At 59.7% G+C, this 26161-nt stretch carries 25 protein-coding genes; 10 read left to right on the forward strand and 15 right to left on the reverse strand.

What is annotated here, in order from left to right; translation table 11 throughout:
* Nucleotides 1-10 precede the first annotated feature (10 nt).
* The 5 genes from JFC13_RS00785 to JFC13_RS00805 all read left to right on the forward strand — a co-directional run bounded on the left by JFC13_RS00785 (nt 11) and on the right by JFC13_RS00805 (nt 5098).
* Nucleotides 11-853, forward strand: a complete 843-nt coding sequence (locus JFC13_RS00785) for an ABC transporter permease (RefSeq protein WP_198395214.1) — start codon at nt 11-13, stop codon at nt 851-853.
* A complete protein-coding gene (locus JFC13_RS00790; protein ID WP_332839299.1) occupies nt 850-1635 on the forward strand; it encodes an ABC transporter permease in 786 nt (261 codons plus the stop codon). Before JFC13_RS00785 ends, JFC13_RS00790 begins: the two co-directional genes overlap by 4 nt.
* Nucleotides 1632-2735 carry an ABC transporter ATP-binding protein gene (locus tag JFC13_RS00795; protein WP_198395215.1) on the forward strand — a complete coding sequence of 368 codons (1104 nt, stop codon included), beginning with the start codon at nt 1632-1634 and terminating at the stop codon, nt 2733-2735. Before JFC13_RS00790 ends, JFC13_RS00795 begins: the two co-directional genes overlap by 4 nt.
* Entirely contained in the window at nt 2732-4111 is a 1380-nt protein-coding gene (locus tag JFC13_RS00800; protein WP_198395216.1) for an NAD(P)/FAD-dependent oxidoreductase, read from the forward strand. The genes JFC13_RS00795 and JFC13_RS00800 overlap by 4 nt, the downstream gene beginning before the upstream one ends.
* Nucleotides 4112-4237: 126 nt before the next feature.
* Nucleotides 4238-5098 (forward strand): D-2-hydroxyacid dehydrogenase, encoded by an 861-nt coding sequence (locus JFC13_RS00805; RefSeq protein WP_198395217.1) that lies wholly within the window; start codon nt 4238-4240, stop codon nt 5096-5098.
* A gap of 92 nt (nt 5099-5190) precedes the next feature.
* Here the strand turns inward: JFC13_RS00805 and JFC13_RS00810 are convergent, their stop codons facing one another.
* From JFC13_RS00810 to JFC13_RS00830, 5 genes are read right to left on the reverse strand one after another with little or no spacing between them, the layout of a single operon-like run.
* The gene (locus tag JFC13_RS00810) at nt 5191-6543 is read right to left on the reverse strand and encodes a TRAP transporter large permease (RefSeq protein ID WP_198395218.1); all 1353 of its coding nucleotides are present in this window, start codon (nt 6541-6543) and stop codon (nt 5191-5193) included.
* Entirely contained in the window at nt 6533-7105 is a 573-nt protein-coding gene (locus JFC13_RS00815) for a TRAP transporter small permease subunit (protein WP_198395219.1), read from the reverse strand. The genes JFC13_RS00810 and JFC13_RS00815 overlap by 11 nt, the downstream gene beginning before the upstream one ends.
* Nucleotides 7102-8181, reverse strand: a complete 1080-nt coding sequence (gene dctP, locus JFC13_RS00820) for a TRAP transporter substrate-binding protein DctP (protein WP_198395220.1) — start codon at nt 8179-8181, stop codon at nt 7102-7104. Before dctP ends, JFC13_RS00815 begins: the two co-directional genes overlap by 4 nt.
* Before the next feature lie 5 nt (nt 8182-8186).
* Nucleotides 8187-8984, reverse strand: a complete 798-nt coding sequence (locus JFC13_RS00825) for a carbon-nitrogen hydrolase family protein (protein WP_198395221.1) — start codon at nt 8982-8984, stop codon at nt 8187-8189.
* Nucleotides 8981-9736 (reverse strand): HpcH/HpaI aldolase family protein, encoded by a 756-nt coding sequence (locus tag JFC13_RS00830; protein WP_198395222.1) that lies wholly within the window; start codon nt 9734-9736, stop codon nt 8981-8983. Before JFC13_RS00830 ends, JFC13_RS00825 begins: the two co-directional genes overlap by 4 nt.
* A gap of 69 nt (nt 9737-9805) precedes the next feature.
* Between JFC13_RS00830 and JFC13_RS00835 the strand changes: the two genes are divergently transcribed.
* On the forward strand, nt 9806-10528 hold the full coding sequence (locus JFC13_RS00835) for a GntR family transcriptional regulator (RefSeq protein WP_198395223.1): 723 nt from the start codon (nt 9806-9808) through the stop codon (nt 10526-10528).
* Between the two features lie 156 nt (nt 10529-10684).
* On the opposite strand, the gene JFC13_RS00840 is transcribed toward JFC13_RS00835, so the two are convergent.
* Complete coding sequence (locus JFC13_RS00840; RefSeq protein WP_332839300.1) at nt 10685-11323, reverse strand: phosphatase PAP2 family protein; 639 nt, start codon at nt 11321-11323, stop codon at nt 10685-10687.
* A gap of 257 nt (nt 11324-11580) precedes the next feature.
* On the opposite strand from JFC13_RS00840, the gene JFC13_RS00845 reads away from it, so the two are divergent.
* Together JFC13_RS00845 and JFC13_RS00850 are read left to right on the forward strand one after the other, a co-directional pair.
* Nucleotides 11581-12582 carry an acetamidase/formamidase family protein gene (locus tag JFC13_RS00845; RefSeq protein WP_198395225.1) on the forward strand — a complete coding sequence of 334 codons (1002 nt, stop codon included), beginning with the start codon at nt 11581-11583 and terminating at the stop codon, nt 12580-12582.
* Nucleotides 12583-12615: 33 nt separating this feature from the next.
* The gene (locus tag JFC13_RS00850) at nt 12616-13374 is read left to right on the forward strand and encodes an SDR family NAD(P)-dependent oxidoreductase (RefSeq protein WP_198395226.1); all 759 of its coding nucleotides are present in this window, start codon (nt 12616-12618) and stop codon (nt 13372-13374) included.
* Between the two features lie 24 nt (nt 13375-13398).
* Here JFC13_RS00850 and JFC13_RS00855 read toward each other — a convergent pair whose 3' ends face one another.
* From JFC13_RS00855 to JFC13_RS00885, 7 genes are read right to left on the reverse strand one after another with little or no spacing between them, the layout of a single operon-like run.
* Nucleotides 13399-13605, reverse strand: coding sequence for a hypothetical protein (locus tag JFC13_RS00855; protein WP_198395227.1), 207 nt, complete (start codon nt 13603-13605; stop codon nt 13399-13401).
* Between the two features lie 52 nt (nt 13606-13657).
* Entirely contained in the window at nt 13658-14542 is an 885-nt protein-coding gene (locus JFC13_RS00860) for an amidohydrolase family protein (protein ID WP_198395228.1), read from the reverse strand.
* A 55-nt stretch (nt 14543-14597) separates the two neighbouring features.
* The gene (locus tag JFC13_RS00865) at nt 14598-15572 is read right to left on the reverse strand and encodes a 3-hydroxyacyl-CoA dehydrogenase NAD-binding domain-containing protein (RefSeq protein ID WP_198395229.1); all 975 of its coding nucleotides are present in this window, start codon (nt 15570-15572) and stop codon (nt 14598-14600) included.
* Nucleotides 15569-17611, reverse strand: a complete 2043-nt coding sequence (locus tag JFC13_RS00870) for an acetoacetate--CoA ligase (RefSeq protein ID WP_198395230.1) — start codon at nt 17609-17611, stop codon at nt 15569-15571. Before JFC13_RS00870 ends, JFC13_RS00865 begins: the two co-directional genes overlap by 4 nt.
* 11 nt (nt 17612-17622) lie before the next feature.
* Nucleotides 17623-18447, reverse strand: coding sequence for a crotonase/enoyl-CoA hydratase family protein (locus tag JFC13_RS00875; RefSeq protein ID WP_198395231.1), 825 nt, complete (start codon nt 18445-18447; stop codon nt 17623-17625).
* Nucleotides 18444-20021, reverse strand: coding sequence for an acyl-CoA synthetase (locus JFC13_RS00880; protein ID WP_198395232.1), 1578 nt, complete (start codon nt 20019-20021; stop codon nt 18444-18446). Before JFC13_RS00880 ends, JFC13_RS00875 begins: the two co-directional genes overlap by 4 nt.
* Nucleotides 20018-21436 carry an MFS transporter gene (locus JFC13_RS00885; RefSeq protein WP_198395233.1) on the reverse strand — a complete coding sequence of 473 codons (1419 nt, stop codon included), beginning with the start codon at nt 21434-21436 and terminating at the stop codon, nt 20018-20020. Before JFC13_RS00885 ends, JFC13_RS00880 begins: the two co-directional genes overlap by 4 nt.
* A gap of 169 nt (nt 21437-21605) precedes the next feature.
* Here JFC13_RS00885 and JFC13_RS00890 point away from each other — a divergent pair, with 169 nt between their 5' ends.
* Together JFC13_RS00890 and JFC13_RS00895 are read left to right on the forward strand one after the other, a co-directional pair.
* On the forward strand, nt 21606-22421 hold the full coding sequence (locus JFC13_RS00890; RefSeq protein ID WP_198395234.1) for a PaaX family transcriptional regulator: 816 nt from the start codon (nt 21606-21608) through the stop codon (nt 22419-22421).
* A gap of 178 nt (nt 22422-22599) precedes the next feature.
* On the forward strand, nt 22600-23544 hold the full coding sequence (locus JFC13_RS00895; protein ID WP_232488024.1) for a DUF4190 domain-containing protein: 945 nt from the start codon (nt 22600-22602) through the stop codon (nt 23542-23544).
* A 326-nt stretch (nt 23545-23870) separates the two neighbouring features.
* Here JFC13_RS00895 and JFC13_RS00900 read toward each other — a convergent pair whose 3' ends face one another.
* Both JFC13_RS00900 and JFC13_RS00905 read right to left on the reverse strand, forming a co-directional pair.
* Nucleotides 23871-24659, reverse strand: coding sequence for a fructosamine kinase family protein (locus tag JFC13_RS00900; protein WP_198395235.1), 789 nt, complete (start codon nt 24657-24659; stop codon nt 23871-23873).
* Nucleotides 24660-24695: 36 nt separating this feature from the next.
* Entirely contained in the window at nt 24696-26144 is a 1449-nt protein-coding gene (locus JFC13_RS00905) for a dihydrolipoyl dehydrogenase family protein (RefSeq protein WP_198395236.1), read from the reverse strand.
* Nucleotides 26145-26161: the final 17 nt, after the last annotated feature.

The following is a 26161-nucleotide window of genomic DNA, read 5'->3' on the forward strand; positions in this document are numbered from 1 at the left end:
GTGTTCTCTGATGAGTACTAAGCAATCGCGAACAGCAGTGCTGGCTTGGCCAGCACTGCTGCTGGTGGCGCTCGGCTTCATCGTCCCCGTCGCAATCATCTTGGTGATGAGCGTGACGGACCCGCAGCCGGGTACCCAGAACTTCGAGTGGTTGGCCACGAACTCGACCGCTCACGACATTATGTGGCGGACGATCTACATTGCGGTGTTGGCAACCCTGATCACTGCAGTGTTGGCCTACCCGTTCGCCTATCTGATGGCAACCAGTTCGACCTTGGTCCGCTCGATTCTCATGGTGGTGGTCCTGCTGCCATTCTGGACCTCGATGATGGTCCGGGCATTTGCGTGGATCATCATCCTCCAGAAGAACGGACTGCTCAATACGGTCCTCGGCGCTTTCGGCATCGAACCTCTGACCATTCTGGGCACGAATACGGCTGTGCTCATCGGCATGTGCCAGATACTCATGCCGTTTATGGTCTTGCCGATGGTGTCTGTCATGGTCGGGATCGACTCCCGATTGCCATTGGCCGCACGCATCATGGGAGCTCCGAAGTGGAAGGCATTCCTACAGGTCTATTTTCCACTGTCCCTGCCCGGTGTTTTCGCTGGGTCTCTGATCGTTTTCATCCTGTCCTTGGGCTTCTATGTAACACCGGCACTTCTGGGCTCACCGAGGCAGCAACTCATTCCCAACGCTCTGTTCACACAGGTGCTTGAGCTGCTCTCGTGGGGCAAGGGAGGAGCATTGGCAGTTGCCACGCTGGTCATGGTCGGAGCAGTATTCCTGCTTCTCTTCCTTGTGGCCAAGGTGATGGGCATCAAGATCGGAAAGATCGGGGGCGGACTGTGAACAAATCACGCGTAACACTATGGGCCGCATGCGTCTTCATCGGGCTGTGGCTGATCGCTCCGACTCTCATCGTCATCCCGATGAGCTTCAACGAACAGCGATCGCTGGCGTTCCCTCCCAAGGGTTTCTCCTTGCGATGGTTCGAGAACTTCTTCAGCGACGCACAGTGGCTCGGAGGTTTCCTCAACTCTGTGCAGATTGCGCTGCTGACTGCCGTCTTGGCAACTGTGCTGGGAACACTGGCGGCCTACGGACTGTTCAAGGTCAAGGGCATCAGGGAATCAATCGGCCGCAACTTCCTCATCATTCCGATGATCATTCCGTCCGTCATCTTCGGCGTCGGACTCTACAGCCTGTTCCTCAGACTCGGTCTGGTCGGAACGCTGCCTGGATTCCTCATCGCCCATACCGCACTGGCCGTCCCCTACGTTGTCGTGACGGTGGGGTCGACGCTGGCTGCATATAATGTCTCTCTCGAAAGAGCAGCTTGGGTCTGCGGAGCCAATAAATTCCGCGCATTCATTGGCGTCACCGTTCCCATGCTGATGCCGGGGATCCTCTCCGGAGCATTCTTCGCGTTCATCACCTCCTTCGATGAAGTGGTGGTATCGATGTTCATCTCAAGCCCCTACCTGCAGACACTGCCCGTCACAATGTTCGCCGGGATGCAGCGTGAGGTCGATCCGACGATTGCCGCCGCGGCGACTCTCATCATGATCACTACGACCGCTGCCGCTATCGGCGGAATCCTGTCTCAACACCTCAAGAGGAAACGCACATGAGCACACAAGTCATCGGTGCAGCGCTGAGTCTTCGCGACATCGGCAAACAATTCGGAACCGTCACTGCTGCTGCGGACGTCAACCTCGACGTCGAGCCGGGAGAGTTCATCTCCCTGCTGGGGCCCAGCGGTTCTGGTAAGACAACGACGCTCAACATGATCGCAGGGTTCGAAGAGCCCAGCGGCGGTCGAATCATGATCAATGAGAAAGACATCACCGATATCCCCATCCATCGCCGCAACATCGGCATGGTGTTCCAGGGTTATGCCCTGTTCCCGCATATGACAGTCGAGAAGAACGTCGAATACCCACTCAAGCAGCATGGGTTCGATAAGCCTGAGAGGAAGCGGGCCACCGACGAGGCTCTGGCAAAGGTCTCCCTCGAGAAGTACGGTGCTCGGATGCCGGCACAGCTGTCCGGAGGTCAGCAGCAGCGAGTGGCACTTGCGCGTGCCATCGCCTATAAGCCGCCACTGCTGCTGATGGATGAGCCGTTAAGCGCACTCGACAAGGCGCTGCGTGAAGGACTGCAGACAGAGATTCGGCGCATTCACCGTGATCTGGGCACCACGGTCGTCTATGTCACTCACGATCAAGACGAAGCGATGGCACTGTCCGACCGCATCGTGGTGTTCAACGAGGGGCGGATTCAGCAGATCGGAACTCCCAACGAACTGTACAAGAACCCGAGCAATGAATTCGTCTCGCAGTTCCTCGGCGAATCAATCCACCTCGACGGGTTGATCGAAGAGCAGGGAAGCGGCCACGAGTTCGTTAGAGATGACTTCCGCTTGCCCACCGAGGTCGACCATCGTGGTCCTGCGCAGTTGATGATTCGACCCGAGAGCGTCGAGCTCATCAGCGCTTCGAGCGCTGAACAGTCAGGACCGACCGTAGCAGCAGAGATCATCGACAAGGTCTACGTCGGACATTCGGTGAAATACATGGTCTCCTGCCGAGGCGGGGGAGGCGTTGTCCGATCGCGGCAGACCGACGTCGATGACTTCACCATCGGTCAGGAAGTGCTCCTGACCTGGGAAGCTGCTCGATCTCGCATCCTGCCCCTGGCCACCTCGGCGAAGAACGGGGAGGAATCATGAAGAACGGACATCTGTCCCACTGGCTCGACTCCACCAGGGACCTCAGTCGAACTCGGCAGAGGATCGAAGGTTCCACTCAAGCGGACGTGGTCATCATCGGCGGCGGATATACAGGACTATGGAGCGCCTATTGGACCAAGAAGCAGGATCCGTCACTCGACGTCGTTGTGTTGGAGAAGGAGTTCGTCGGATACGGAGCCTCCGGACGAAACGGCGGCTGGATCAGCGGAAAGACGGTCGGCCTGCGCCGAAATCTCCTGTCCGAATCGGTCAGTGCTGAACAGGTCTTAGAGATCGAGCGCACGTGCCACCAAGCCGTCTTTGAGATCGACGATCTGATGGCCGCCGCAGGCAAAGACATCGACGCACACAGAGGCGGTTGGATGCAGATCGCTCGCAGTGACAGTGAGTTTGCCCGGTTGCGGAGCCACCTTGATGAAGACCGGAGCTGGGGGTTGACCGAGGACGAAATCTCTCTGCTGAGTGAGCAAGAGACCTACGACAGAATCCATGTGCCCGGCGTGCAGGGTGCTGTCTACAGCCCCTATTCGGTCAAATGCAATCCGGCGAAATTGGTGTACGCACTCGCGGAACTATGTGAAGATCTCGGCGTCAGAATCTATGAGAATTCCCCAGTAGTGGAGTTCTCCGATGGCGATTGTCAGACCACTCGTGGACACGTGCGTGGGTCAGTGGTCGTTCTGGCGACCGAGGGATACACCTCGGCGCTGCCCGGCAGGAAACGGGACCAATTGCCGATGGTTTCGTCCATGGTTGTCACTGAGCAGATTCCTGAGTCGCAATGGGAATCGATCGGTTGGTCGGGCTACGAATGCGTGAGTGGCGCACAGCATATCTACTTCTATGCTCAGCGAACTGCCGACAATAGGATCGCTGTCGGCGGGCGCGGGGTGCCGTACTTCTGGGGATCGCGATTCGATACGAGCGGAGAGCTCGACCCCAGGACGACATCTCAATTGGGAGAGATCCTGCAAGGACTGTTCCCGACTGTTCCCATCAAACTTGCGCACTCGTGGCGAGGGGTTTTGGGAGTGCCTCGTGACTGGTCACCCTTCATCGACTATTCCAAGCCGAATCGGCTGGTTCGTGTCGGAGGCTACGCCGGGCAGGGGGTGACGGCCTCTTATGTAGCCGGACGCACGGTGGCAGGACTCATCTCCGAGCAGGATTCTTCGCTGACAGAGTCGGCGTGGGTCCGGAACATGCCGCGTAGATGGGAGGCTGAACCATTACGCTGGATCGGTTCGCGATCTGTGCAGATGATGTACAAGGCGGCAGACACGATCGAGCATCGAAGGGGAGGTGCGGACACATCCGTGTTCGGTCGCCTGGCCACTAAGATCTCGGGACGATAGGGCGGAGGCGGCCGAATGATGTTGAGAGTTGTCATCATCGACCGATCTGATGGCGCGGATTCCTCTCTTCTGGGCGACCTGGGCTCGGCAGCGAACGTCCCGGGCACCGAGTTCAAGGTTCAGCGGTTGCTGCCTGAGGATCTTCGACAGGTTCATCCCGACACTTCGGTGGCGTTCGTGCGTGCGGGATATTGGAATGACGTCGAGCGTCTTCTCGAACTGGCACCGGCAGTGTCGTGGGTGCATGTGAACATGACCGGTGTCGACCATTTGCCCGTGGATCGCATGGAATCAGCCGGAGTCATTCTCACGACTTGTCGCGGAGTCCTCGACCATTCAATTGCCGAATTCGTCCTCGGCAGTGTGCTCCTATGGTCCAAGGGGCTGCTCCGTTCAGCCCTCGATACACGAGAGCGCCGAACAGATTATCGAGAGCCGAAAGCGAATTCCGAACTGAACGCTCTGATCATCGGAACGGGAAATATCGGGTCGGAGTGTGCACGAGTGTTTCGGCAGGCAGGTTTTGGGCGCATCGTCGGCATCCGTCGAACACCTCTTCCGCTTCCTGCCTTCGACGAGGTGGCTAGTGTGAGTGAACTGCAGCTTCACGTCGGTCAACATGATGTGGTTGTGTCTTGTCTGCCAGCTACCACGGCGACCGACGGGCTGATCGGCTCCGCCTTGCTCAGGCAGCTGCGCGAAGAATCCGTCTTCATCAACATCGGGCGAGGATCAACGGTCAATCACCTGGCGCTGGCAGAAGAGATGAACGATCGCGCGGGAGCTGTCGCGGTGCTCGACGTCACCGATCCCGAGCCACTTCCGTCGGATCATCCCCTGTGGGATTGTTCCAACGTGGTGATCAGTCCACACATGTCAGGAGATACCGTCGGCAGGCACGACGCCTTCGCGGCTCTGTTTCTGGAGAATCTGCGGCGCTACTGTTCCGGGGACGACCTGCTCAATCGGGTTGGCCGCTCAGCGTAGGTCGCGGCCACTGGACGACCTTGCCCCGACGCGGTAAGTGGGGATGGAAACTCAACCACGAGTTTCCACCCCACCCGGTTGATCAGCCGATCCTACTGCGCGGCTGAGAGCTCCGGCAGGAAGGTGACAATGTCAGGGATCATAATCAATACCGCAACGACTGCCACATCTGCGACGATGAACGGTACGATTCCGCGGAATACGTTGCCCAAGCCGGCTCCTCGGACGGCACCGGCGTACACGAAAGCGTTCATGCCCACAGGCGGTGTGATCAGAGCCATTTCGGCGACTTTGACGATCAACACTCCCAGCCAGATTCCGTCGAAGCCGTATTCGGTGAGAATTGGGTGCAGGAGCGGCGCCGCAATGAGGATCATGGATATGCCGTCCAGGAACATTCCCAATGGCAACAGGAGCGCCAAGCAGAGTACCAACACCACGTAGGGCGGCAGATCTGCACTGACGACTGAGTTCACGAGCGCTGAACTTGTTCCTGAAAGAGCGAGGAAGTAGGTGAATACGCCTGCACCGGCCATCAGCAGGAAGGTCATTGCGGTGAGTCCGATCGCCTCGGTCATCGAATCTTTGAGAGCACAAAGCCATTTCGGCGGCCGAACCCGAATCAGGGTGACGATCAGAGCAGCGATTGCACCAAACGATGCTGCTTCTGTGGGAGTGGCTATACCCATATATATGGTGCCGATGGAGACGATGAAGATGACCGCAAGGAACGCGACGCCGACAAAATCGAGTTTCGGCTTCTCCTGAATAGAGCCGGTCGTCTGGACCTTCGGCGCTGATGTGACATCCGGATTTGTCCTCGCCCACCGGTTTTCGATCGTCACTATCAGCATTGCTGTGACCCCATAGGCGAGTATCGTCAGCAGACCCGGACCTATTCCAGCCAAGAGCAGCTGACCGATGCTTTCGCTCGCAACTATCCCGTACAGGACCAGCACAATTGATGGTGGGATCAAAACACCGAGCGTTCCACCAGCACAGACGACACCTGCGGCAAGCTTGAGACCATGCCCGGCTTTGGTGATGGCGTCAGTTGAGACTTTCGCCATTGTGGCAACAGTCGCCACGCTTGAACCTGTCACTGCTGCGAAGAGTCCAGAGCCAGCTATGGACGCTAGGGCGCTTCCGCCTGGGAGTTTCCGGAGTGCTCGTGACGAGAAGTCGAAGCCGGCTTGTGCCAGTCCTGCTCGCACAGCCAAGACCCCCATCAATATGAAGAGCGGAATGATGGTGAGTGAGTAGTTGGCCGCTGCGGAATAGGGTTGGTTGGACGCAGTTCCCACTGCGGCATCTAGGCTCCTCAGCACGATGATGCCCAGAATTCCGGAAAGCATCAGCGACAGGCCGACGTGGAGCCGTGTGGCTAGGCATCCGAGGAAGGTGAAGATCACCAGACAGACAGCAAGGATGGCTTCAGCGCTCATCAGTGGCCTCCAATTCTTTCGCAGCGCGGTCCAGCTCTGCTTGTTGCTCCATTGCAAACGGGTCGTGGCCGGAACGGAGGATCCGGAAAACGAAGAATTCCTTCCATAGAGCGGTGACGAAGAAGAAGGCGAACGAGAGTAGGAGAACGACCTTGGCCGGCCAGGTCGGCAACCTCAGAACGTCGTTGGTCGTCTCGCCTCGAGTGAAAGCACTTTCGAGAACAACGGACATGCCGGTGAGCAGCGCTACGGCCAGAACGACTATGAAAATGCTGCGCATAACGCTGAGAACAATTCGTCCGTTCTGTCCCAGATGCTCCTCCACCAGCGAGACGGTCACGTGCTTGCCGTTGACTTCTGCAGCCGCCAATCCGAGGAAGGCAACTGCGACCAAGAGGAGAGTGGAGATCTCGACAACTCCCAAAATTGACTGTCCGCGTACATTTCGGCTCACCACATCAGCAACTGTCAATCCGCCGACGAACAGTAGAAGCACTCCTGCAATAGTTCCCAACCACGACGCGGTACTGCGCAGTGCGCCAGGCAACCCGAAGCTCATCATGTCTCCTCCAAACAACTCGTCAGAGCATCTTCATATGTTGAGGATGCGCCTTCTTCAGCCAGGAAGGATCGATATTCATTGAGAACAGATTGCGCGTCGTATCCGCGCTCCTCGTATCGTGCAACCCACTGATCTGCGATATTTGAGCGTGCTTTGAACTCTTTGACGTCGGCATCTGCCCATTCAAAGAACTCAGTGTCCACTTCCCTTGCTTGCGCACATGCGAGCGAGCCTTCCTTATCGAGTTCCTCGATCCCCATTGACAACGCTTCATCCGACGCCTGAGATATGGCGTTCCGGATGTCTGCCGGCATTGAGTCATACAGCTCTGCATTGATCCCTACAATCGATGATGCATAGGCGCCGATACCTGGGTCTGCAATGTATTTCGTACTGTTCGCCAGACCGAAAGTTGGCAGATTCGACATGCCCAGAGAGGTGTATCCGTCGACGACTCCCCGTTCCATGGATTCGTACACGTCCGTCGCCGTCATGGTCACGGGGTTCGCACCTCCCGCGAGCAAGATCTCCGATACGAGACCGCCGGAACGAATACTCTTGCCGCTGAAGTCGTCAATTGATTTGATCGGTTCGTTCGACCCCATGACCGCGCTGCCGATTGGCAAAGGGAACAATTGACGCACTCCCTGCCGATCGAAGTCTTCTCGATAGGTTTTGTTGTCACTGAAGAGTCGCTGTAGGGATTTCATATGCGCTTCTGGGTTCTGCGTTTCAAACGGCAGTTCCGCGGCTGTATACATCGACAGATCGGAAGCGGCGTACATCGAACCAACTTGTGCCATATCCACACGGCCATCGAGCAGGGCTGGTACCGATTCGTCCGCGCCGACAAGACTCTCCGAGTAATGGAATACGACTGTTACCTCGTCATTGGTCAATTCGCCGATTCTCTCGGCCCACCTCTGCATGGTGAGAGATTGATCGGACGTTGAGTTGGAGTAGGTCGAATAGTGCAGTTCGTACTCGTCACCTTCTGTGGCCGAACAACCGGACACGAGGAGCCCACTGATAGCCAATCCGGCTAACGCGCTCAGTTGTAACCGTCTCTTGATCATGGGATTCAGTCCTTCGGAGTGACCTGGAAGCGCCGCATCCCAAGTGCGGGGTTAGTTTGGCGGACTTGATCGATCCGTTCACGATTGATTTCTGCCTGCGCCAGTCCCGTACCGTCAGCAATCATGGCGACGGAGATTCCCATCGGATCGACAATTGCGCTATGCCCTACACCGGTTGGCGCAGACTGGTCGGCGGCAGCAACATAGACTGTGTTCTCGATGGCTCGAGCGCGCAGCAGTGCTGTCCAATGGAATTCTTTCAACGGTCCAGGGACCCATTCAGCTGGGAGTGCCAGCACGTCAGCACCAGCATCGACAAGCGTTCGTGATACTTCAGGAAAGCGCAGGTCGTAGCAGGTCTGCATCCCGATTCTGAATCCATTGATCTCCATCAACTCCGGTTGAGTCAACGGCCCGGGCGTGACAACTGCTGATTCTTCGACTCCGAAAGCGTCGTAGAGGTGGACTTTTCGGTAGGTCGCTTGGATCTCACCATTGTTGATCGCGACGAGAGTGTTGAACATCCGTCCATGCCCATCAGGCTCATTGACACCGAGGATCACGGAAACCCCATTGTGGGCACTGATTCGCCGCACCTCGGTGACGGTCTTGCCGTCAAGGGGTTCGGCAGATTCGACGAAGGATTCGTCAATGACCGAATTTGTAAACGTTGAGTACTCAGGAAACACGACGAGCTCGGCGCCTTCGCCAACTGCCTTGTGGACAAGTTCTCTGATCTGAGTGAGGTTGTGTGCCTTGTCGGTCGTCGGTGCGAACTGCGCTGTTGCGACTTTGAGGGTCATGCTGGTTCTCCAAACTGTTCAATGATCGCTGCGGCGGTCTCCGCCGCGGCTGTAAAGCCCTGTAGCAGGGCGCCGTACTGCATTGTCGTAATGATGGTGCCGGCCCCTTCCTGGGCAGCTAGTTTCTTTTCTTCATCGCTCCACGCGGGAAGGATCCAGGTCTTTCCAGCCTGTTGTGCAACGCGAGCGATCTGTCGGATATCAGCGAGGTCGTCGTCAGACGCGGTGTATGCTCCGCGGCCACGCAGCAAGGACAGATCTGACGGGCCGATGAATACTCCATCGACGGTATCCAGAGCAAGGATTCCTTCGATTTCGTCTGCGGCAGATGCATCCTCAATCATTGGAAAGCACTGTGTCTGAGTGTCCTGTTCTGTCACCCAGTCGTCGCTGAAGCCTCGATAGTTTGAGGTCCGTCCGCCTGCGAATGAACGATTGCCCAATGGCGCGAACTTGGCGAAGCCGGTGATTTCTCTAGCATGTTCGGCGGATTCGACGTGTGGAATGGCGACGGCGTGTGCTCCAAGATCGAGCGCCTGTTGGATCGGGCCGCGCTCAGGAGCCAGTACCTTCACAATCGACTTCATGCCGTTTGAAGAGATCAGGGGGAGTACCCAATCGAGGGCTCCGAGGTCGAACGTGCCGTGCTCTACATCAAGCACAACGGTGCTATAGCCTGCGATGCGAGCGATTTCGATCGCTGCGCTTGACGGTTCAGACAACCATATGGCCAGGTCTGGAGTGTTGTGCATGAGGTGAGTCACCCTTCAAAAATACGCTGTGTCGACACTGTGTATACAAGATGCGGTAAAATAATAACCATGACGAAGGTCACGGTCAGAATTAACGATAGGAGTAAGCTCGAGAATATGTCAATCCCCAATCAGCCTGGTCGACGGGAAAGCCGAACGGTCAAGCAATCTGCTAAAGACATGGCATACCAGCACATCAGTGAACAGATTCTTCGCGGGACATTCGCAGCAGGAGAATTTCTAGATGAAACGGAGCTCGCGCTCGCGATCGGCGTTTCACGGACACCAATTCGAGAAGCACTTCTGCGACTTCAGGCGGAGCGATTCATCGAACTGCTCCCTCGGCGTGGCGCTCAGGTCCGCAGCATCACGGTTTCAGAGATGCATGAAGTGTATGAAACCCGAATAATGATCGAGTCCACCGCATATGGTCGTATTTGTCGTGCACATCGCCCCATACCTTCGGCTGCGAGAGATCTGATTGCCGAGATGAAGGCGGCTGGCGATTCGCAGGATTGGCCTGCTTACGGGCAATTGGACCAGCGGTTTCATTCACTCTTGGTGCAATGCGCAGACAACTCGGTGATGCACCATCTCTATGAGAGCCTCAGACCTCAACACGTTCGTATTGCCATTCGCGCGATTAGAGAGTCGCCAAGGAGACGGTCCACGATTGAGCGGGAACACGAGCGTATTCTTGACGCTTTGACGGAAGGCGATGATGAGCGTGCGGCCACTATTCTTCGTGAACACCTGAGGGAAGTCCCGGAAGTCGTTGAGGCACTCGACTGAGTCCCGAGGTGTAGTGGCTGAAACTGAACACCATATGCGCTGGTCGGCAGTGCCGATTTCTCAGTGTTGACGACACGAACAACATGGCTTCGGGCGAATATCAAGCAGGCATGCAGGCGGCCTTCGCTTGAAGAGTGAATGCAAGGGTGCTGATCGTCAGGAGCCTATGCCGTCTCGTTCGAAACTGTCCATACGATTCCACCGGTAGCGCGTACGTCTGTCGCACTGCACCAGGATGCGCAGGAACAGACCGCCCGCAATAAGGCCACCGAGGAGGTCTGTGGCCCAGTGCCACCCGAGGAGGAAGGAGACCACCACGGAGTTCACACTGATCGCGACCACGACCCAGCACAGAATATGGACGAGCCGCTGTGATGCACCACTGTAGTTGGCGATGAGGTAGACGGCGGCACCGTAGATGAGCACCGCCTCGGCGGAGTGCCCGGAGGGAAAGCTGATCCCACGATCACCGAACTCGAGCAGACCGCCTTGGAAGAATCTCGGATCATGCAAAGTTGTCGCTGGCCGGGCCAGCAGAACCTTCAGCCCCCCGATGCCGATGAAGAAGGCGGCCTCGGCTGCCAGAGCGAATCCGATAGGACGCCAGGACTGCCTTCTGCGCGCGAGCACAATCGCAACAATCGCCAGCACGGGCATACAGACTGCCTGCCCGGCGATGCTGTCGAGGATGTTCTGTGTGAACCACACCAGATCAGGGTTGAAGAGGTAGAGCCAGCGACGATTGAGTTGGTAGTCCCAGACTCGTAAGGGCCCCATGGCGAAGATGGTCAACACGACGAATCCGAGTGCCAGTACCCAAATTGAGGTTGCCCGAGTAAGCCATCCCTTACTCTTCGCCTGTACTCGGTCATGATCGGTGGGAAGGCCGGTCTGACCATCAGGCGTCATGCGTGAATCGACAACCATCAAGGGCGAGTTTAGTCGGTTCGAGGTGCCTACGTGGAAACAGCTGAATAATGGGAGTTGAACCACCGGCGCATCTTGGCGCTGAATACTATTGGTGTTATGACATAGCTCACGTAGCATCAAGTATGGACGTCGTTGACTTTGTTCCAGAGCGCAATCAGTTCGTCTACACCTTTGGCGGATCCCAACCGGCAGCCACGATCACACCAGGCACAGCCCTGCGCCTGTGGTCCGAGGACGCATTCAACAATGCGATCACCTCTGTCGCTGACGTTCCGAGCGAAAGGCTCGACCCACGGTATCTCAACCCGCAGACGGGACCCTTCTACGTCGAAGGAGCCGAACCGGGGGACACCCTGGCCATCCACATCGTCGAACTCACCCCTGCACGCAGTTGGGGAGCCTCGGCGATGATCCCGTTCTTCGGCGGACTGACGGCGACGGACAGAACCAGCCTCCTGCACGATCCTTTGCCGGAAGGAGTCTGGATCTACGAGATCGATTCCGCCGCACAGACGGTGGGATTCCAGACGCGCAAGGGCGACTTCGAACTGGCGCTGCCTCTCGAACCCATGCTCGGCACCGTCGGCGTGGCGCCGGCCGGCAGTGAGGTGCATTCCTCACTGACTCCCGAACGCTACGGCGGAAACATGGACACACCGGAGATGAAGGTCGGTACGACAGCCTATTTCGGAGTCAACGTCGACGGCGCCATGTTCTCCATCGGCGACGGTCACTATCGTCAGGGTGAGGGGGAAGCGTGCGGCACGGCGGTCGAGGGTGCGATGAACTCGACGATCATCGTCGACCTCATCAAAGGCAGCGCTCCGGCGTGGCCGCGGTTGGAGAACGACGGCCATTGGATGGTGGTCGGGTCCTCCAGGCCGATGGAGGACTCGTGGAGGATCTCCCAAGTCGAAATGATCCGCTGGCTCGGCGAGCTCTACGGACTGGAGACCATGGACGCCTATCAGCTGCTCACCCAGATCTCCTTAGTCCCCGTCGCCAATGTGGTCGACACCAACTACAGCGTCGTGACGAAGATTGCGAAGTCCCTCCTGCCCACGCGCAGTGCCTTCGACGGGATCCACGCGGACCTGCGTGATCGTGCACGTTCCTTGTCCTAGTTCCAGAGAGCATCGAGGAGAAAGAGTTCCGTCATGGACTTGAAGATCAGCGGAAAGTCAGCAATGGTCACCGGGGGTACACGGGGTATCGGGCGTGCCATCGTCGAGGCATTTATCGCCGAGGGTGCCAACGTGGCCTTCTGTGCACGCAACGCCTCAGAGGTCGCCGAGGCGGAAGAATCCTTGGCTTCGAAGGGCAGAGCCATCGGCACGGTCCTTGATGTCCAAGACGCCACGTCTCTGTCCGAATGGGTCGAAGTCACGGCCGCAGAGTTCGGCGGAATCGACATGGTCGTCAACAGTGTCAGCGCTCTGGCGATACCTGATACCGAAGAGAACTGGTATGAGTCGTTCAACGTCGACATGATGGGCACGGTCAACCTGTCCAAGCTCGTGATTCCATATTTGGAGAAGAGCGATGTGGCATCGCTGATATCCATCTCGAGCGTCTCTGGTCGAGAAGCTGACTTCGCCTCCGGGCCCTATGGAACGATGAAGACCGCGATCATCGGCTATATGGCCGGACTGGCGCTCAGCCTGGCTGACAAGGGCATCAGGGTGAACACGGTGTCGCCGGGCAACACCTATCACCACGACGGGGTGTGGCCGGGAATCGAATCTTCCGACCCCGAACTGTTCGCGCAGGCGATGAGTCTGAATCCCACCGGACGCATGGGCACTCCTGAGGAGACTGCGGCGAGCGTCGTGTTCCTGTCGAGTCCGCTGTCGAGTCGGACCACTGGGGCGAATCTCTTGATCGATGGAGCGTTGACGCGCGGGATCCAGTTCTGAGGTCAGAGAGCCTGAGGGGACTGCTCAGCCATTGGATTCGTCGGGCTCGTCATGTTCCCTGTTCGCGGCCTTCGAGTTCAACGCATCTCCCTCGAAGTTCTGTCGACGTTCCTCTGCTTCAAAGTCCTTCGTGTCGAATTCGATTTGGTCGACGCGTTTCTGTGACGGTGCCGCATCAGCAGCTTGGTCAAGGTTCTCGGTAGCTTTGCGAATTCCGTCTTCGGTGGACATGTAGATCACCTTTCGCATTCGAGTGTGAGGTGGCGCCCAGTCTACGCGCTCCTCACAACCCCAACACCCGCACTGCGTTGTCTTTCATGATCAGCGGCACGGCTTCTTCCTTGATGCCCAGGGTTTCGAAGTCGTTGATCCAACGCTCTGGGGTGATGAGCGGGAAGTCGGAGCCGAAGAGTGTCTTCGTTTTGAGCATCGACCCGATCGCGCGGGTCAGCTGCGGTGGGAAGTACTTCGGTGACCAACCGGAGAGGTCGATGAACACATTGGACTTGTGCGTGGCGATCGAGATTGAGGCGTCGGCCCACGGCACGGATGGGTGGGCGAAGATCATCGTCAGCGTGGGGAAGTCAGCGGCCACGTCATCGAGGAGCATCGGGTCCGAGTACCGCAGCTTGATGCCGCGTCCGCCGGGGAGGCCGGCACCGATTCCGGTCTGCCCGGTGTGGAAGAGCGTAACCAGACCGTGCTCGGCGCAAGCTTCGTAGATCGGGTAGTACGTGCGGTCGCTGGGATCGAATCCCTGCAGGCTGGGGTGGAACTTCATGCCCCTGACCCCGTAGTTCGTCGCGAGATCGTGGACCCGGGCAATCGCCTCGGCGGTGTTGAGAGGGTCGACCGAGCCGAAGGGGATGAGCACGTCGTTGTGTTCAGCAGCCTTCTCTGCGATCATCTCCGACGACACCGCAGGGTGCCCGCCGAGTGCCGTCTTGGCATCGACAGTGAAGATCACGGCCGCCATGCTCCGCTCCCGGTAGTACGCTGCGAGGTCATCGACCGTGGGCGTGCGGGGGACCGGTGCCTTGAAATACCCCGCCGAGGCGTCGAGGAGCTCCCGATCGAGTGACGTGTGCTGGTGGTCGTCGGCTTCGACATGGGTGTGCACGTCGATTGCGGTGATCGTCGAGAGATCGATATTGGGCTGGTAGATCATGAGTGTCCTTCCGGAAGCGGGGTGGTCGGCATCGTGTTTGTGTGGGTGGCGGGATCTACGGCAACTCGCCGTACTTGCGTTTGAGGGCGATGAGCTCGAGGAGCATGTCGTCGCGTTGCTTCGCGAGCACCGCCGGGTCACGATCCTGAAGTTCCTCATCAACGCCGGCGATGAGTTTCTCCTTGAGATCTTCGCCGAGGTGGACCTTTTTGAGGTCGTGCATCCACACTTCCTGAGGTGGCCCCAGATGGTCGAGCACGTGCCGCATGCCGCCAGCGCCACCGGATAGGGACTGCTGTGCCAGTGGTCCGAGGATCGCCCAGCGCAGGCCTGGCCCGTAGGAGATCGCGGTGTCGATATCGGATACGGACACGACTCCCCGATCGACGAGCGAGTACGCCTCCTGCCACATGGCGGCCTGGAGGCGGTTGGCCACATGTCCGGGGAGCTCGGCGCGGACAAGGATCGGCTTCTTCCCGACCGCCCGATAAGTCTCCATCGCACGCTCGATGACCTCCGCCGATGTGGCCGATGAGGGGACGACCTCAACTAGAGGGACCAGGTGCGCGGGATTGAACGGGTGGCCGACGACGATGCGCCCTGGCGCCTTTGTCGCTTGTGCGCTGAGCTGGCTGGGCGAGAACCCGGAAGTCGACGAGGCGATGACCGCAACCTCAGGTGCTGCTGCGTCGATTTCGGCGAGCATGGACTGCTTGACCTCGAGGCGTTCGGGCCCGTTCTCCTGTACGAAGTCAGCATCGGCGACCGCCTCGGCGAGGCTGGGTGCGAAGGTGAGGTGCTCCAGCAGTGAGGCGGCACTGCCCGAACCGGCATCCTCAACACAGTTGGTCACCTGCTCACGCAGCCGTTCCTCCGCTCCTTCGGCCGGGTCGAACGCCGTGACGCTGTGTCCCGCACTCAGAAACCCGGTCGCCCAGGCGGCCCCGATGACACCGGTGCCGATGATCGCCACCTTGAGAGTCGTGCCGCTGTCCGTGCCCGGCGCCGCCGTAGAAGAGTCAGTGCTCATGCATCCACCTTCGCCTTCCGCGATTGCGCGTATTCCACATACTCATCGAGTGACTTCGGATCCTGCAAAGCACCGGCGCTCGCCACCGAATCGGCGGTGGCACCTTGGACGATGCGCTTGACCGGTACCTCGAGCTTCTTGCCTGTCCGACCCAGCGGGATCCGGGCCACCGGGACCACTTCATCGGGGGTATGACGTGGTGACAGGCGCGTCTTCAGCTCACGCGAAATCCGGCCCGAGAGCTCAGAAGTGAACGACACACCGGGCTCACATTGGACGAAGAGCACGAGTTCGCCCATCCCACCATCGGGGTCCTCGAGGTGGATGACCAGGGCATCGGCCACCTCGACGAGGGTGTCAAGGACCGAATAGAAGTCAGCGGTACCCAGCCGCACCCCGCCCCGGTTGAGGGTGGCGTCGGAACGGCCGGTGACGACGACCCCGCCACCGGTGGTGAACTTCGCCCAGTCGCCGTGGCGCCAGACGCCGGGGTAGTTGTCGAAGTACGCGGCCTCATAGCGGGCGTCACCGTTCTCACCCCAGAAGGTCACAGGCATGGAGGGTGTCGGCTGGGTGATGACGAGTTCACCCAGTTCATCACGGACCTCGTTGCCGGAAGCGTCGAAGGCTGTGGCCGCGAACCCGAGGGAGACTCCCGACATCTCACCGGAGTAGACCGGGGTCAGCGGGGAGGCCTGGAGGATGCCGGTGCACACGTCGGTGCCGCCGCAGCCCACGTTGAGCAGCACGTCCTGGCCGAACTGGTCCATGACCCATTCGTAGCCCTCGGCCGGCAGTGGTGCGCCGGCGGCTCCGAACTGTGAGACCGTGGACAGGTCGAATTCCTCAGTGGGGTTGAACCCGGCCTTGCGTGCGGACATGATCGCCCCGGGCGCCACACCCATCAGCGTCGCCTTCGTGTTCGCGGCGATGCGCCAGAGTTCCTTCGGATCCGGATAGTTCGGATTGCCGTCGATCATGACGATTGCGGATCCCACGACCAACCCGCCGACGAGGGCATTCCACATCATCCACGCCGTCGTGGAGAACCAGCAGAACTGGCTGCCTGGGCCCAGATCGAAGTGCAGCCCGTGGTTCTTCAGTGTCTCGAGCAGAATGCCGCCATGGCTGTGGACGATGGCCTTCGGCTTGCCCGTCGTGCCCGAAGAGAAGAGGATGAACAGCGGATGGTCGAAGGGGACCGGTTCGAATTCCAATTCCGCTGAGGCGGCTCCATCGTCCGTGCTCGCCGAGGTTGGCCGGAGCCCCGCATAGTCAACGACGTTGATCGCGTGCTCGAGTCCAGAACCGGACGTGAACCGTTCGCGTGTGTCGTCATCGAGGGTGAAGTTCCCGTAGTCGACGGAGACGAGGTGGGCCAGCGAGGGGAGCGCTGCGAGGACCTCAGTGAGTTCGGCGCTGCGGTCGACAGTCTTGTTGCCGTACATGTATCCGGGGATGGCGAAGAGCACGGTGGGTTCGACCTGGCTGAAGCGGTCGATGACTGACTGCGTGCCGAATTCGGGGGCGCAGCTGGCCCAGATCGCGCCGAGACTGGCCGAGGCGAGGAAGGCGACGAGGGTCTCGGGCTGGTTGGGCAGATACCCGACCACCCGGTCACCATTCCTCACCCCCAAGTCCACGAGGCCGACGCGGACTCGTGCCACTTCGGCGCGCAGCTGCGCGAACGTCAGTGTGGAGTCATCGCGGGTCTGAGACACCGCGGTCACGGCCACGTCGTCGGCCTGGTCGGGAGTGCCGAAGGAGTGCTCGGCGTAGTTGAGCGTCGCTCCAGTGAACCACTGAGCGTGCGGCATGACCCGTTTCGCGAGCACCGAGGTGTACGGTGTGTGGGACTGGACGCCGAAGTACTCCCAGACGGTTTCCCAGAAGTCCTCGATGTCGGTGACCGACCACTGATAAAGCTCGTTCCAGCCGGTGAACGCAGAGCCGAACTTCTGGTTGACCCAGCCGAGGAAGTCGCCGATGCGGCTGGTCTCGAGGGCATCAGTGGGAACCTCGCGGATGATTGTCGACATATCAGGTCCTCTCACTTCGTGACTTTGGGGCCGGAGCCGTCGAGGAAGGCGCGCATGAGGTCCTTGGCCTCGGTGCTCGATTGGGCGACGGTGGCCATGAGGGACTCCATCATGTAGCCCTCGTCGCGGCCGGATTCGACGATGCGCGGCAGCGCCTGGGTGATGGCGTAGTTCGTCACCGGGGAGTTCGAAGCGATCGAAGCGGCAAGTTCGCGTGCCTTGGCCAGTCCTTCACCGGCGCCGACGCGGTAGTTGACGAGTCCGATGGCCTCCGCCTCGACCGCGTTGAATCGGCGACCGGTGAGCATCATGTCCTGGACGCGGCTCAGTCCGATGAGGCGGGGGACGCGGACAGAGGCGCCGCCACCGACGAAGAGTCCGCGCTTGCCTTCGGGCAGAGCGAAGTACGCGGTCTCTTCGGCCACACGCAGGTGTGCGGCGGTGGCGAGTTCGAGTCCGCCGCCGATGACTCCGCCCTGGAGGACGGCGACGACGGGGATCTGGGATTCGGTGATCCGGTTCATCGTCGTGTGCCAGCCGCGCGAGTGGTGGAGGCCGGCCACCGCGTCGCGTTCGGCCATTTCTGAGAGGTCGAGGCCGGCGCAGAAGTGATCGCCGATGGAGTTGAGGATGATCGCGGAGACCTCGGGCGGGGTGCGGAAGAACTCGCCGAGGCTGGCCACCGTCGCGTCATCGAGTGCGTTGCGCTTGGCGGGGCGGTCAAGGGTGAGGATTCCGATGTTGCCCTCGGCCGTGAAGTGCAGCGTGTCGGAGATGTCGACCGTGGTCGGCTGTGCCGAGACGTCGGTGAGGTGGGAGGTGGGGAGATCGGTCATGCGTTGTCCTTCGGTGCTGGTGCTGAGTTGGCAGTGCTGGGGTCTGAGAGGCTGGTGGTTGCGTGGGCGCCGAGTCCGCCGGTTGCGCGCAGGGAGACCTTGTGCACCTTGCCGGAGCCGGTGCGTGGCAGGGAATCGACGAAGTCGAAGTACTTCGGCACCTTGTACTTGGCCAAGCGGGCCAGGAGGAACTCGCGCAGCTCGGAGGCGCTCGGCTGCTTCGCCTGAGACTCGGCAGACACGACGATGAACGCGTGTCCCACCTCGCCCCAGCGGTCATCGGCTGCAGCGACGACGGCAGCCTCGGCGACGGAAGGGTGGTCGAAGAGGTTGGATTCCACCTCGGCGGGGTAGACATTCTCTCCTCCGGAGATGAACATGTCCTTGAGCCGGTCGACGATGAAGAGGAAACCGTCCTCATCGAGGTACCCGATGTCACCGGTGTGGAACCAGCCGCCGGGGGAGAAGGCCGCATCCGTGGCGGCCTGGTTGTTCCAGTAGCCGCCGGTGACATTGGGTCCGCGGGCGACGATCTCACCGTTGACTCCCGCCGAGCAGGCGTTGCCGGAAGCATCGCGGACCTCGACCTCGGTGAAGGGCACGGCCCGTCCTGCCGAGCCAGCCTTGTCCAGGGCGAATGCGGCGGGCAGGAAGGTGCATCCGGGGGAGGTTTCGGTGAGCCCGTACCCCTGGCAGAACATGATGTCCTTCGCCTGGTAGGCCTGGATCAGGGAGACGGGGATCGGGGCGCCACCAGAGTTGATGAACCTCAGGGATGACAGGTCAGCGGTCTCCCACCTCGGCGACTGGAGCATATCGGCGAACATGGTCGTCACACCGGCCATCCAGGTCAGCCCCTCGTGCTCGATCGCATCGAAGGCGCGGTCCACATTCCACTTGGACTCGATGAGCATGCGCCCGCCGCGCAGGTAGCTGGTCATCACCTGCTGGTTGAGGCCGATGACGTGGAAGAGGGGAGCGGTGACCAGCGTGACGTCGTCGGCGGTGAGATCGGAGTTGAGCAGGAGGTTGAAGGAGTTCCACAGCAGGTTCGCATGCGTGAGCACCGCGCCCTTCGGCCGTCCCGTGGTCCCGGAGGTGAAGAGGAGGAACGCTGGCTCGTCGCCGCTGACCTCGGCTGCAGGGACGGCAGGCACCGTCGCCGAGGTGGGCGCCTGGTCCCAGTTCACTGTGTCCTGGGCGACGTCGACACTGAGTCCCGCGGCTGTTTCAGAATGCTCAGGGGCGACGATGAGCAGGGAGACCTCGGCGTTGGACAGCTGAAAGTCGAGCTCGGCCGGGGCCAGGCGCCAGTTGAGCGGGATGAAGATGGCACCCAGGCGCAGGCAGGCGAGCAGGACTTCGATGAGCGCTGGGTGGTTGGGCCCGAGGTAGGCGACCCGGTCGCCTCTGCGGATGCCGCGTGAGTGGAGGTCTGCAGCCCGGGTCAGCGTGCGTTCGTGCATCTGGACGTAGGAGTAGTCGATGCCGGCGAAGGTGACCGCGGTCTTCTCGCCGTAGTCGATGGCCTGGCGTTCGGACAGCCGAGCCAGGCTGGGGTGGGTGAAGGTCAAGGAGTCGGTCCTTCCATGGCTGCTGGTGGGGTGTCGGTTGCCGGTGCGGTACTGGTGGGAGTGGTTGTGCCCGAGGTCGAAGCGCTGGGGACAGAAGGAGTCTCGGCGAAGTTCTGTTCGGACAGGATCCGTGACTTCGTTTCTCCCAGGCGCCAGATGCAGAGGATGCTGATGGCGGCCACCGCCAGGAGAACGATGGACAGCGGGATGGTTGATGGTGAACCGGTCGAGCTCATGATTGCGGCGAAGAGCACGGGGGAGATGCCCGCGCCGATGCCGGCGATCTGATAGCCCAAGGAGGCACCTGTGTAGCGGTGCTCGGTGTCGAAGAGCTCCGAGTAGAGGCCCGCCAGTGGGCCGTAGATCATCGGGTGGATGATGCCTTGGCCGACGATCATGCCGATGGTGATGATGAGACCGTTCTTCGTCTCCAGCATCGGGAAGAGGGCGAAGCCCCAGACAGCGATGAGCACGGCACCGGCGATGACGAGGGGCCTGCGCCCGACCGTGTCGGAAAGGCGGGACCAGCCGATGATGCCGAAGATTGCGAAGAAGGAGGAGAAAGACAAAGCGTTGAGGATTGTCTGTCGTTCGATGCCGATCTGGACTCCATAGGCGATGGAATACGTGGTGAGCAGACCCTGGAACATGAACGCGGACAGGCCCACACCGACCGCGAGCACCAGAGTGAGCGGTTGTTTGCGCAAGGTCGCAAGGATCGGGAGGCCACGCTTGGGTGTGCGCTTCTTCGCTGCGAGGAACTCGGGGGACTCGTCGACGGCGGAGCGGACGATGACGCCGATGACCAGCAGGAGGACCGAGGCGAGGAACGGCAGGCGCCAACCCCAGGCGATGAAGGCATCCGGGCCCATGGCTGCCAGGGTGCCAGCGATGACGAGCGCGGAGACGAGCTGACCGGTGGGCGCGCCGGCGCTGGTGAAGCTGGCCCAGAAGCCGCGGTTCTTGGTGGCGTGCTCGGCGGACATGAGCATGGCGCCGCCCCATTCGCCGCCGATGGCGACACCCTGGATGACGCGGATGAGGATGAGGAGGACCGGTGCGATGAGCCCAGCCTGGTCATAGGTGGGCAGCAGGCCGATCGCGGTGGAGGCGATTCCGATGGTGAACATGCTGACGACGAGCATGCGTTTGCGGCCCAGCTTGTCGCCGAAGTGGCCGAAGATGATGCCGCCCAGGGGGCGAGCCAGATAGCCGGTGGCGAATGTGGCCAAGCTGGCCAATGTGCCGACAGCTGGGGTGAGGTTGGAGAAGAAGACGTCCTTGAAGACAAGGGCGGCGCAGACGGAGTAGACGAAGAAGTCGTAGTACTCGATGACGCTGCCCAGGTACGCCGAGGCGGCTGCTCGCTTGAGCATCGGTGTCGATTTCGTTGGCGTGGAGTTCGCGGAAGCCATGTGATCCTCGCTGATTAAGTGGCTTGAATGGTTGTCAGGTGCCGTGGGGGAGGAAGCCCGATCCTCACTGACCGGGCTCACATCGATACTATGCATCACAATGCTGTTACGTCAATGAATTGCGATGCATTAACGAGGTTGAGCGCGGAGGAGACCGTAAAGTAGTTCCATGATGGTTCACCCTCAGTCGCTCTTCTTCGCGCTCGCTGGCCTGCACATGCTCGACGACCCCAGGCCGCTGAGTGGAGCCTCGATCGTCTTCGTGATGGGCAGGCTGGGTGTGGGGGAGTCGGCGTCGAGGTCGGTCCTGCAGCGGATGACGGCGAAGAAGTTCATCGTGCGGCACAAAGAAGGCCGCAAGACCTTCTACACTCTGTCCGATCGTGGCCGAGCAATTCTTCGTGAGGGCCAGGAGAAGATGTTCGCCGGTTGGCAGCCCCAGGATTGGGACGGACGGTGGACCTTCGTGCGCATCCAGGTGCCTGAGTCGAAGCGGACTCTGCGCCACCAAATGGCGTCACGGCTGTCGTGGGCGGGTTTCGCTCAAGTTGATGGTGGGCCATGGGTTGCTCCTGGGCAACATGATGTGGTCGCGATTCTTGGCCCGGAGCATTCCGAGATCTCACCGATCGTCGTCTATGGCATGCCGCAGCCGCCGACGACTGATGAGAAGCTTGTCGGCGCGTTCGACTTGGAGGCATTGGCTGCCGACTATGAGGCGTTCGGTGAGAAGTGGCGGGCAGTTGTCCCCGCTTCACTGTCGTCGGTTGAGGCGCTGGTCAGGCGTGTCGAGCTGCACTTCGACTGGTTGACGCTGACGCGGTCGGATCCACAGCTGCCGGGCGCGTTGTTGCCGGAAGTGTGGCCGGGGACCGTGCAGAGTGCTTCTTTTCGAGTGCTTGATTCTGAGTTGAGCGTCCGTGAAGGCCCGGTGGTTTCGGGCTTCTTCAGGGGAAACTTGTCTGAACATTGCTCAATAGTGTGACAGGCGCCACTTTCTCTGACGATCATCGAGCACTACATGCGTGACGTGATAGGTACAATGAGTCTCTATCGTTAGTAACGGTTGCGTAACCATTGGAGTAGTTTGGCCTCCTTTGGAATGACCACGTTCTTTGGTGGGTATTCTGGAAGAAAGTTGAATCTTCTAGTACCGAGGTAGCATGAGCCAGAGCTTTGATCCCAACAACCGTCCGCCACAGAGCCCGATCCAGGGACAGGCTCAGGTTCCTCAGAACCAGGAGCCCGCCATGCAGCAAGCCAGTGGTATGCCTCCATACGACGGTGCCAATGCATACGGTGCCAACGGACAGTACCCGAGTGGAAGTTTCGTGCCTCCAGCACGGAAACGTAAGAAAAATGTGATGGGTATCGTCGCTTTCATAATCGCCGTCGTAGGGTTCATCTTCGCGTGTATTCCAGGCGCACTGATTATGGGATGGATTCTTCTTCCAATCGCATTCCTTTTGGCAATCATTTCGTTTTTCCTCAAAGGCGGAAAGGGCTTCTCCATTGCGGCGTTGATCTTATCGGTCGTTGGAACCATAGTGGCGATTCTTGTGTTCCTCTTTGTGGTCGCTTCTTCGTTCGACGATGCGTTCAGTGATGATGTCTCAGCGGAAGCGCCAGCCGAAGAAGTTGTAGCGGAAGCTGGGGAAGCAGAGGAAGCCGGAGCCGAAGAAGGTACCCGAGAGAACCCGTACTCTATCGGAACTAAGATCAGCAGTGACGCGTGGGATATGACGATCACCAGCGTCACGTTGGACGCTACTGACGAAGTCCTTGCAGAAAATGAGTTCAACGAGAAGCCGGACTCTGGCAACCAGTACATGATGGTTGATGTCGAGATGACGTATACAGGTGACGCGCCCGATGGTGAGATGCCGATGGCTACCTTTGAATACGTGTCCGTGGGCGGAAATACTTTCGACGGTCTCGACGACATGGTGGTAGCGCCGAACGCGCTCGACGACATGGAGAACATGTACAACGGTGCGACGACATCCGGGTCGATTGCCATTCAGATTCCCTCAGAAGATGCCGAGGCCGGGGTACTGGCAGTCAACCCCGACATGTTCGCTGACAAGGTTTATGTCGCGGTGAAGTGAGCGCACTGAAAACCATCTTCTATTGGCTGTTCCGGATCAATGACTAATGTTTGGCCTAACGTACGTCTGAGCTCAGTTGTTTGTTCTCTTGTGCCGGTATCTCACCTGCAAAGGGAGGGGCTGTGCTCCTTCCTCTAGAGATGCCTCCTGCCAAAGATGTCTTAAACTGTTGCGTTGGAATGATGCTATTGAGGTGCTGAGGATAGCAATTGCAGGCACGTAGGTGATTCGGCGTCAACAGTAGAAATCATGCTGTCGCCACCATCACCCGCCGTCAGTGAACGGCCAACACTCACGCCGCATGCCCGCAAAGTAGCAGTGTGCATTCAGGGCCCCAGCGTCACCGCACGGTCGATGATCGCTCGTGCGGCGGAAAGAGTCTGTCCCAAGAACCCAGTGCCGAACAGCTTTACATGCGCGAGCAACGCGAAGAAGTTGTGTACAGGCAGGTCATCTCGCCAGCCGTCTGGCAGTGGATGAACCGCCTCATAGCCGGCGAAGATGTCATCGAGGAATGGTGTGCCGAACAGCGCCAGCATCGCGAGGTCCTCAAGGCGGTGCCCACCGTGGGCAGCAGGGTCGATGAGGGTGCAGCCAGCTGGTGTCCACATGAGATTCCCTGCCCAGAGGTCGCCGTGGACTCTCGCCGGTTTCTCCGTTCCGATGCCAACGATTCCGTCGAATATTCCGGTCGAGATGGCTTCGATCGCCGAGGTGATGGTTGCTTGTTCGTCTTTCGACAGCTGATTGGCGATGTCATTCGCCACCGGTTCCAGCCTGGTTTCCACCCAGAACTCGGTGAACGAAGCACACGAGGCGACTTCAACTTCGAATGGAGAGTCGAGCGGGCCGAACCACGCAGGCTCTGCCGGTGCCCAGCCGAAAGCCGGAGCACCGGAGTCGTGCAGCAAGGCGAGCCGTCGGCCGAATCCGAAGGCCGAATGCGCATCCGGACTGGATTCTTCGACGCGGTCGAGTCGCAGACTGGTCCTATCGTGATCGATGACTGCGACCACGGGAACAACGTCAGGTTCGGCCAGCCAATTCAGACCGGCTGCCTCGGCGGCGAAGAATCCTCGTGGAGACCTGGCGTGTTCTTTGACGAAATCGTCCATGACCCCAAGGGTAGTGGTATCCGGTCTCGATCATGCTCAGAGAGTCAACCGCATTCTCCGAGGCAGTCCCTCCAGCAACGGCAGCCACAGTTCAGAGGCTGAGGGGAAGCTCGGAACCGCGTGGCGCAGAACATGAACGGGTACCTGCCCGACGATCGCCACCGTCGCTGGGTGAATCAGTTCGGCGGCCTCCGGGCCGACGAACGTGGCTCCGAGGAGCAGGCCGGTACGAGCGTCGACGACAATCTGTGCCGTTCCCTCGGCATCATCGCGCAGAAGCGAGGTGCCCGCGCTGCTGGTGAACGGCAGCTGGGAGACTTCAATCTCGTGCCCATCCTTCCGGGCCTCTGCCTCTGTCATTCCCACCGAGGCAACCTGCGGATCACTGTAGACGACTTGAGGGACCGGAACATTTTCGGGGACGGATTCGGATTCTTCGCCTGTGGCACGAGCACGGATCTGTGCGCCGATGACGCGTGCACGATATTTGCCCCAATGAGTCAGCGGTGCCTCACTGCTGGCATCTCCGAGGGCATACAGCCATTCGGGTAAGCGTCTCGCTGCGATGTCCTCGTCAGCAAGTCCCACGCTCTCAAGTCCGAGCTCGTTGAGTCGAGGCTCTCGGCCCGTTGCCACGAGGATCTCATCCGCTGTGACGGTGGACTCTCCGTCGGGGCCGAGGGTCTGGACTGTAACCTGTCCACCGTGGATCTGGCCCAGCCCGGTGTCTTCGGCGCCAGGCCGGTAGCAGGCCTCAACCTTGGTTTCCCGGTCGACGATGACTCCTGCACTCTCGAGTGCCTTGGTGACGTGTTCTCCTGCGAACGGTTCCTGACCGGACAGAAGGCTCTGACCACGCACGAGCATGCGCACGCGAGTGCCAAGTGCTGCCATCCACGTCGCGGCTTCCACTGCAACGACTCCGCCACCGACGATGATCAACGAATCCGGCACCTCCCTGACGCCGGTCGCGTCACGGGAGAGCCAGGGTGCGACATCGACGAACGTCGAAGGAACGGTCGGCTGAGAACCGGTGGCAATGACAACCGCATGTCGCGCATGCACGACCACCGGATTCGGTTCGTTGATCAGGACTCGCCGTTCGCCGATCAGTTGTGCGTGACCGCGTTCTACCCGCAGGCCAGCACCCTGAGCCCAGTCGATCTGGCCCTTATCCTCGTAATGAGAGACCCACTCATCGCGTCGCTGCAGAAGTGCATCAGCCTCGATACGAGCACCGGTGAGACCCTGCAGGTGCTGGGTCTCGTGGGCAAGTTCAATGGGACGCAGCATCGTCTTCGAGGGGATGCATGCATAGTAGGAGCACTCTCCGCCCAGCAGCTCCTCTTCAATGATGATCGCTTCAAGATCGGAGTCTTCGGTTGCGTACTGGGCCGCGTTCTCACCGACAGGGCCTCCGCCGATGATAATGATATCTGTGGTCAGTGTTTCAACCTTGGCGGTGTTGGCGTCTTCGGTACTCATATCGAACCTGCGCTTCC

It is taken from the genome of Brevibacterium antiquum (genome assembly GCF_016107655.1).
Taxonomy (GTDB): domain Bacteria; phylum Actinomycetota; class Actinomycetes; order Actinomycetales; family Brevibacteriaceae; genus Brevibacterium; species Brevibacterium antiquum.

What these genes read in the sequence shown, in the direction of transcription:
- JFC13_RS00900 (WP_198395235.1), bottom strand. Translation starts at nt 24,659, where the DNA reads ATGGACGATTTCGTCAAAGAACACGCCAGGTCTCCACGAGGATTCTTC.
- JFC13_RS00860 (WP_198395228.1), bottom strand. Translation starts at nt 14,542, where the DNA reads ATGATCTACCAGCCCAATATCGATCTCTCGACGATCACCGCAATCGAC.
- JFC13_RS00825 (WP_198395221.1), bottom strand. Translation starts at nt 8,984, where the DNA reads ATGACCCTCAAAGTCGCAACAGCGCAGTTCGCACCGACGACCGACAAG.
- JFC13_RS00855 (WP_198395227.1), bottom strand. Translation starts at nt 13,605, where the DNA reads ATGTCCACCGAAGACGGAATTCGCAAAGCTACCGAGAACCTTGACCAA.
- JFC13_RS00850 (WP_198395226.1), top strand. Translation starts at nt 12,616, where the DNA reads ATGGACTTGAAGATCAGCGGAAAGTCAGCAATGGTCACCGGGGGTACA.
- JFC13_RS00810 (WP_198395218.1), bottom strand. Translation starts at nt 6,543, where the DNA reads ATGAGCGCTGAAGCCATCCTTGCTGTCTGTCTGGTGATCTTCACCTTC.
- JFC13_RS00835 (WP_198395223.1), top strand. Translation starts at nt 9,806, where the DNA reads ATGACGAAGGTCACGGTCAGAATTAACGATAGGAGTAAGCTCGAGAAT.
- JFC13_RS00815 (WP_198395219.1), bottom strand. Translation starts at nt 7,105, where the DNA reads ATGATGAGCTTCGGGTTGCCTGGCGCACTGCGCAGTACCGCGTCGTGG.
- JFC13_RS00795 (WP_198395215.1), top strand. Translation starts at nt 1,632, where the DNA reads ATGAGCACACAAGTCATCGGTGCAGCGCTGAGTCTTCGCGACATCGGC.
- JFC13_RS00885 (WP_198395233.1), bottom strand. Translation starts at nt 21,436, where the DNA reads ATGGCTTCCGCGAACTCCACGCCAACGAAATCGACACCGATGCTCAAG.
- JFC13_RS00785 (WP_198395214.1), top strand. Translation starts at nt 11, where the DNA reads ATGAGTACTAAGCAATCGCGAACAGCAGTGCTGGCTTGGCCAGCACTG.
- JFC13_RS00875 (WP_198395231.1), bottom strand. Translation starts at nt 18,447, where the DNA reads ATGACCGATCTCCCCACCTCCCACCTCACCGACGTCTCGGCACAGCCG.
- JFC13_RS00905 (WP_198395236.1), bottom strand. Translation starts at nt 26,144, where the DNA reads ATGAGTACCGAAGACGCCAACACCGCCAAGGTTGAAACACTGACCACA.
- JFC13_RS00895 (WP_232488024.1), top strand. Translation starts at nt 22,600, where the DNA reads ATGAGCCAGAGCTTTGATCCCAACAACCGTCCGCCACAGAGCCCGATC.
- JFC13_RS00890 (WP_198395234.1), top strand. Translation starts at nt 21,606, where the DNA reads ATGATGGTTCACCCTCAGTCGCTCTTCTTCGCGCTCGCTGGCCTGCAC.
- dctP (WP_198395220.1), bottom strand. Translation starts at nt 8,181, where the DNA reads ATGATCAAGAGACGGTTACAACTGAGCGCGTTAGCCGGATTGGCTATC.
- JFC13_RS00865 (WP_198395229.1), bottom strand. Translation starts at nt 15,572, where the DNA reads ATGAGCACTGACTCTTCTACGGCGGCGCCGGGCACGGACAGCGGCACG.
- JFC13_RS00830 (WP_198395222.1), bottom strand. Translation starts at nt 9,736, where the DNA reads ATGCACAACACTCCAGACCTGGCCATATGGTTGTCTGAACCGTCAAGC.
- JFC13_RS00870 (WP_198395230.1), bottom strand. Translation starts at nt 17,611, where the DNA reads ATGTCGACAATCATCCGCGAGGTTCCCACTGATGCCCTCGAGACCAGC.
- JFC13_RS00800 (WP_198395216.1), top strand. Translation starts at nt 2,732, where the DNA reads ATGAAGAACGGACATCTGTCCCACTGGCTCGACTCCACCAGGGACCTC.
- JFC13_RS00845 (WP_198395225.1), top strand. Translation starts at nt 11,581, where the DNA reads ATGGACGTCGTTGACTTTGTTCCAGAGCGCAATCAGTTCGTCTACACC.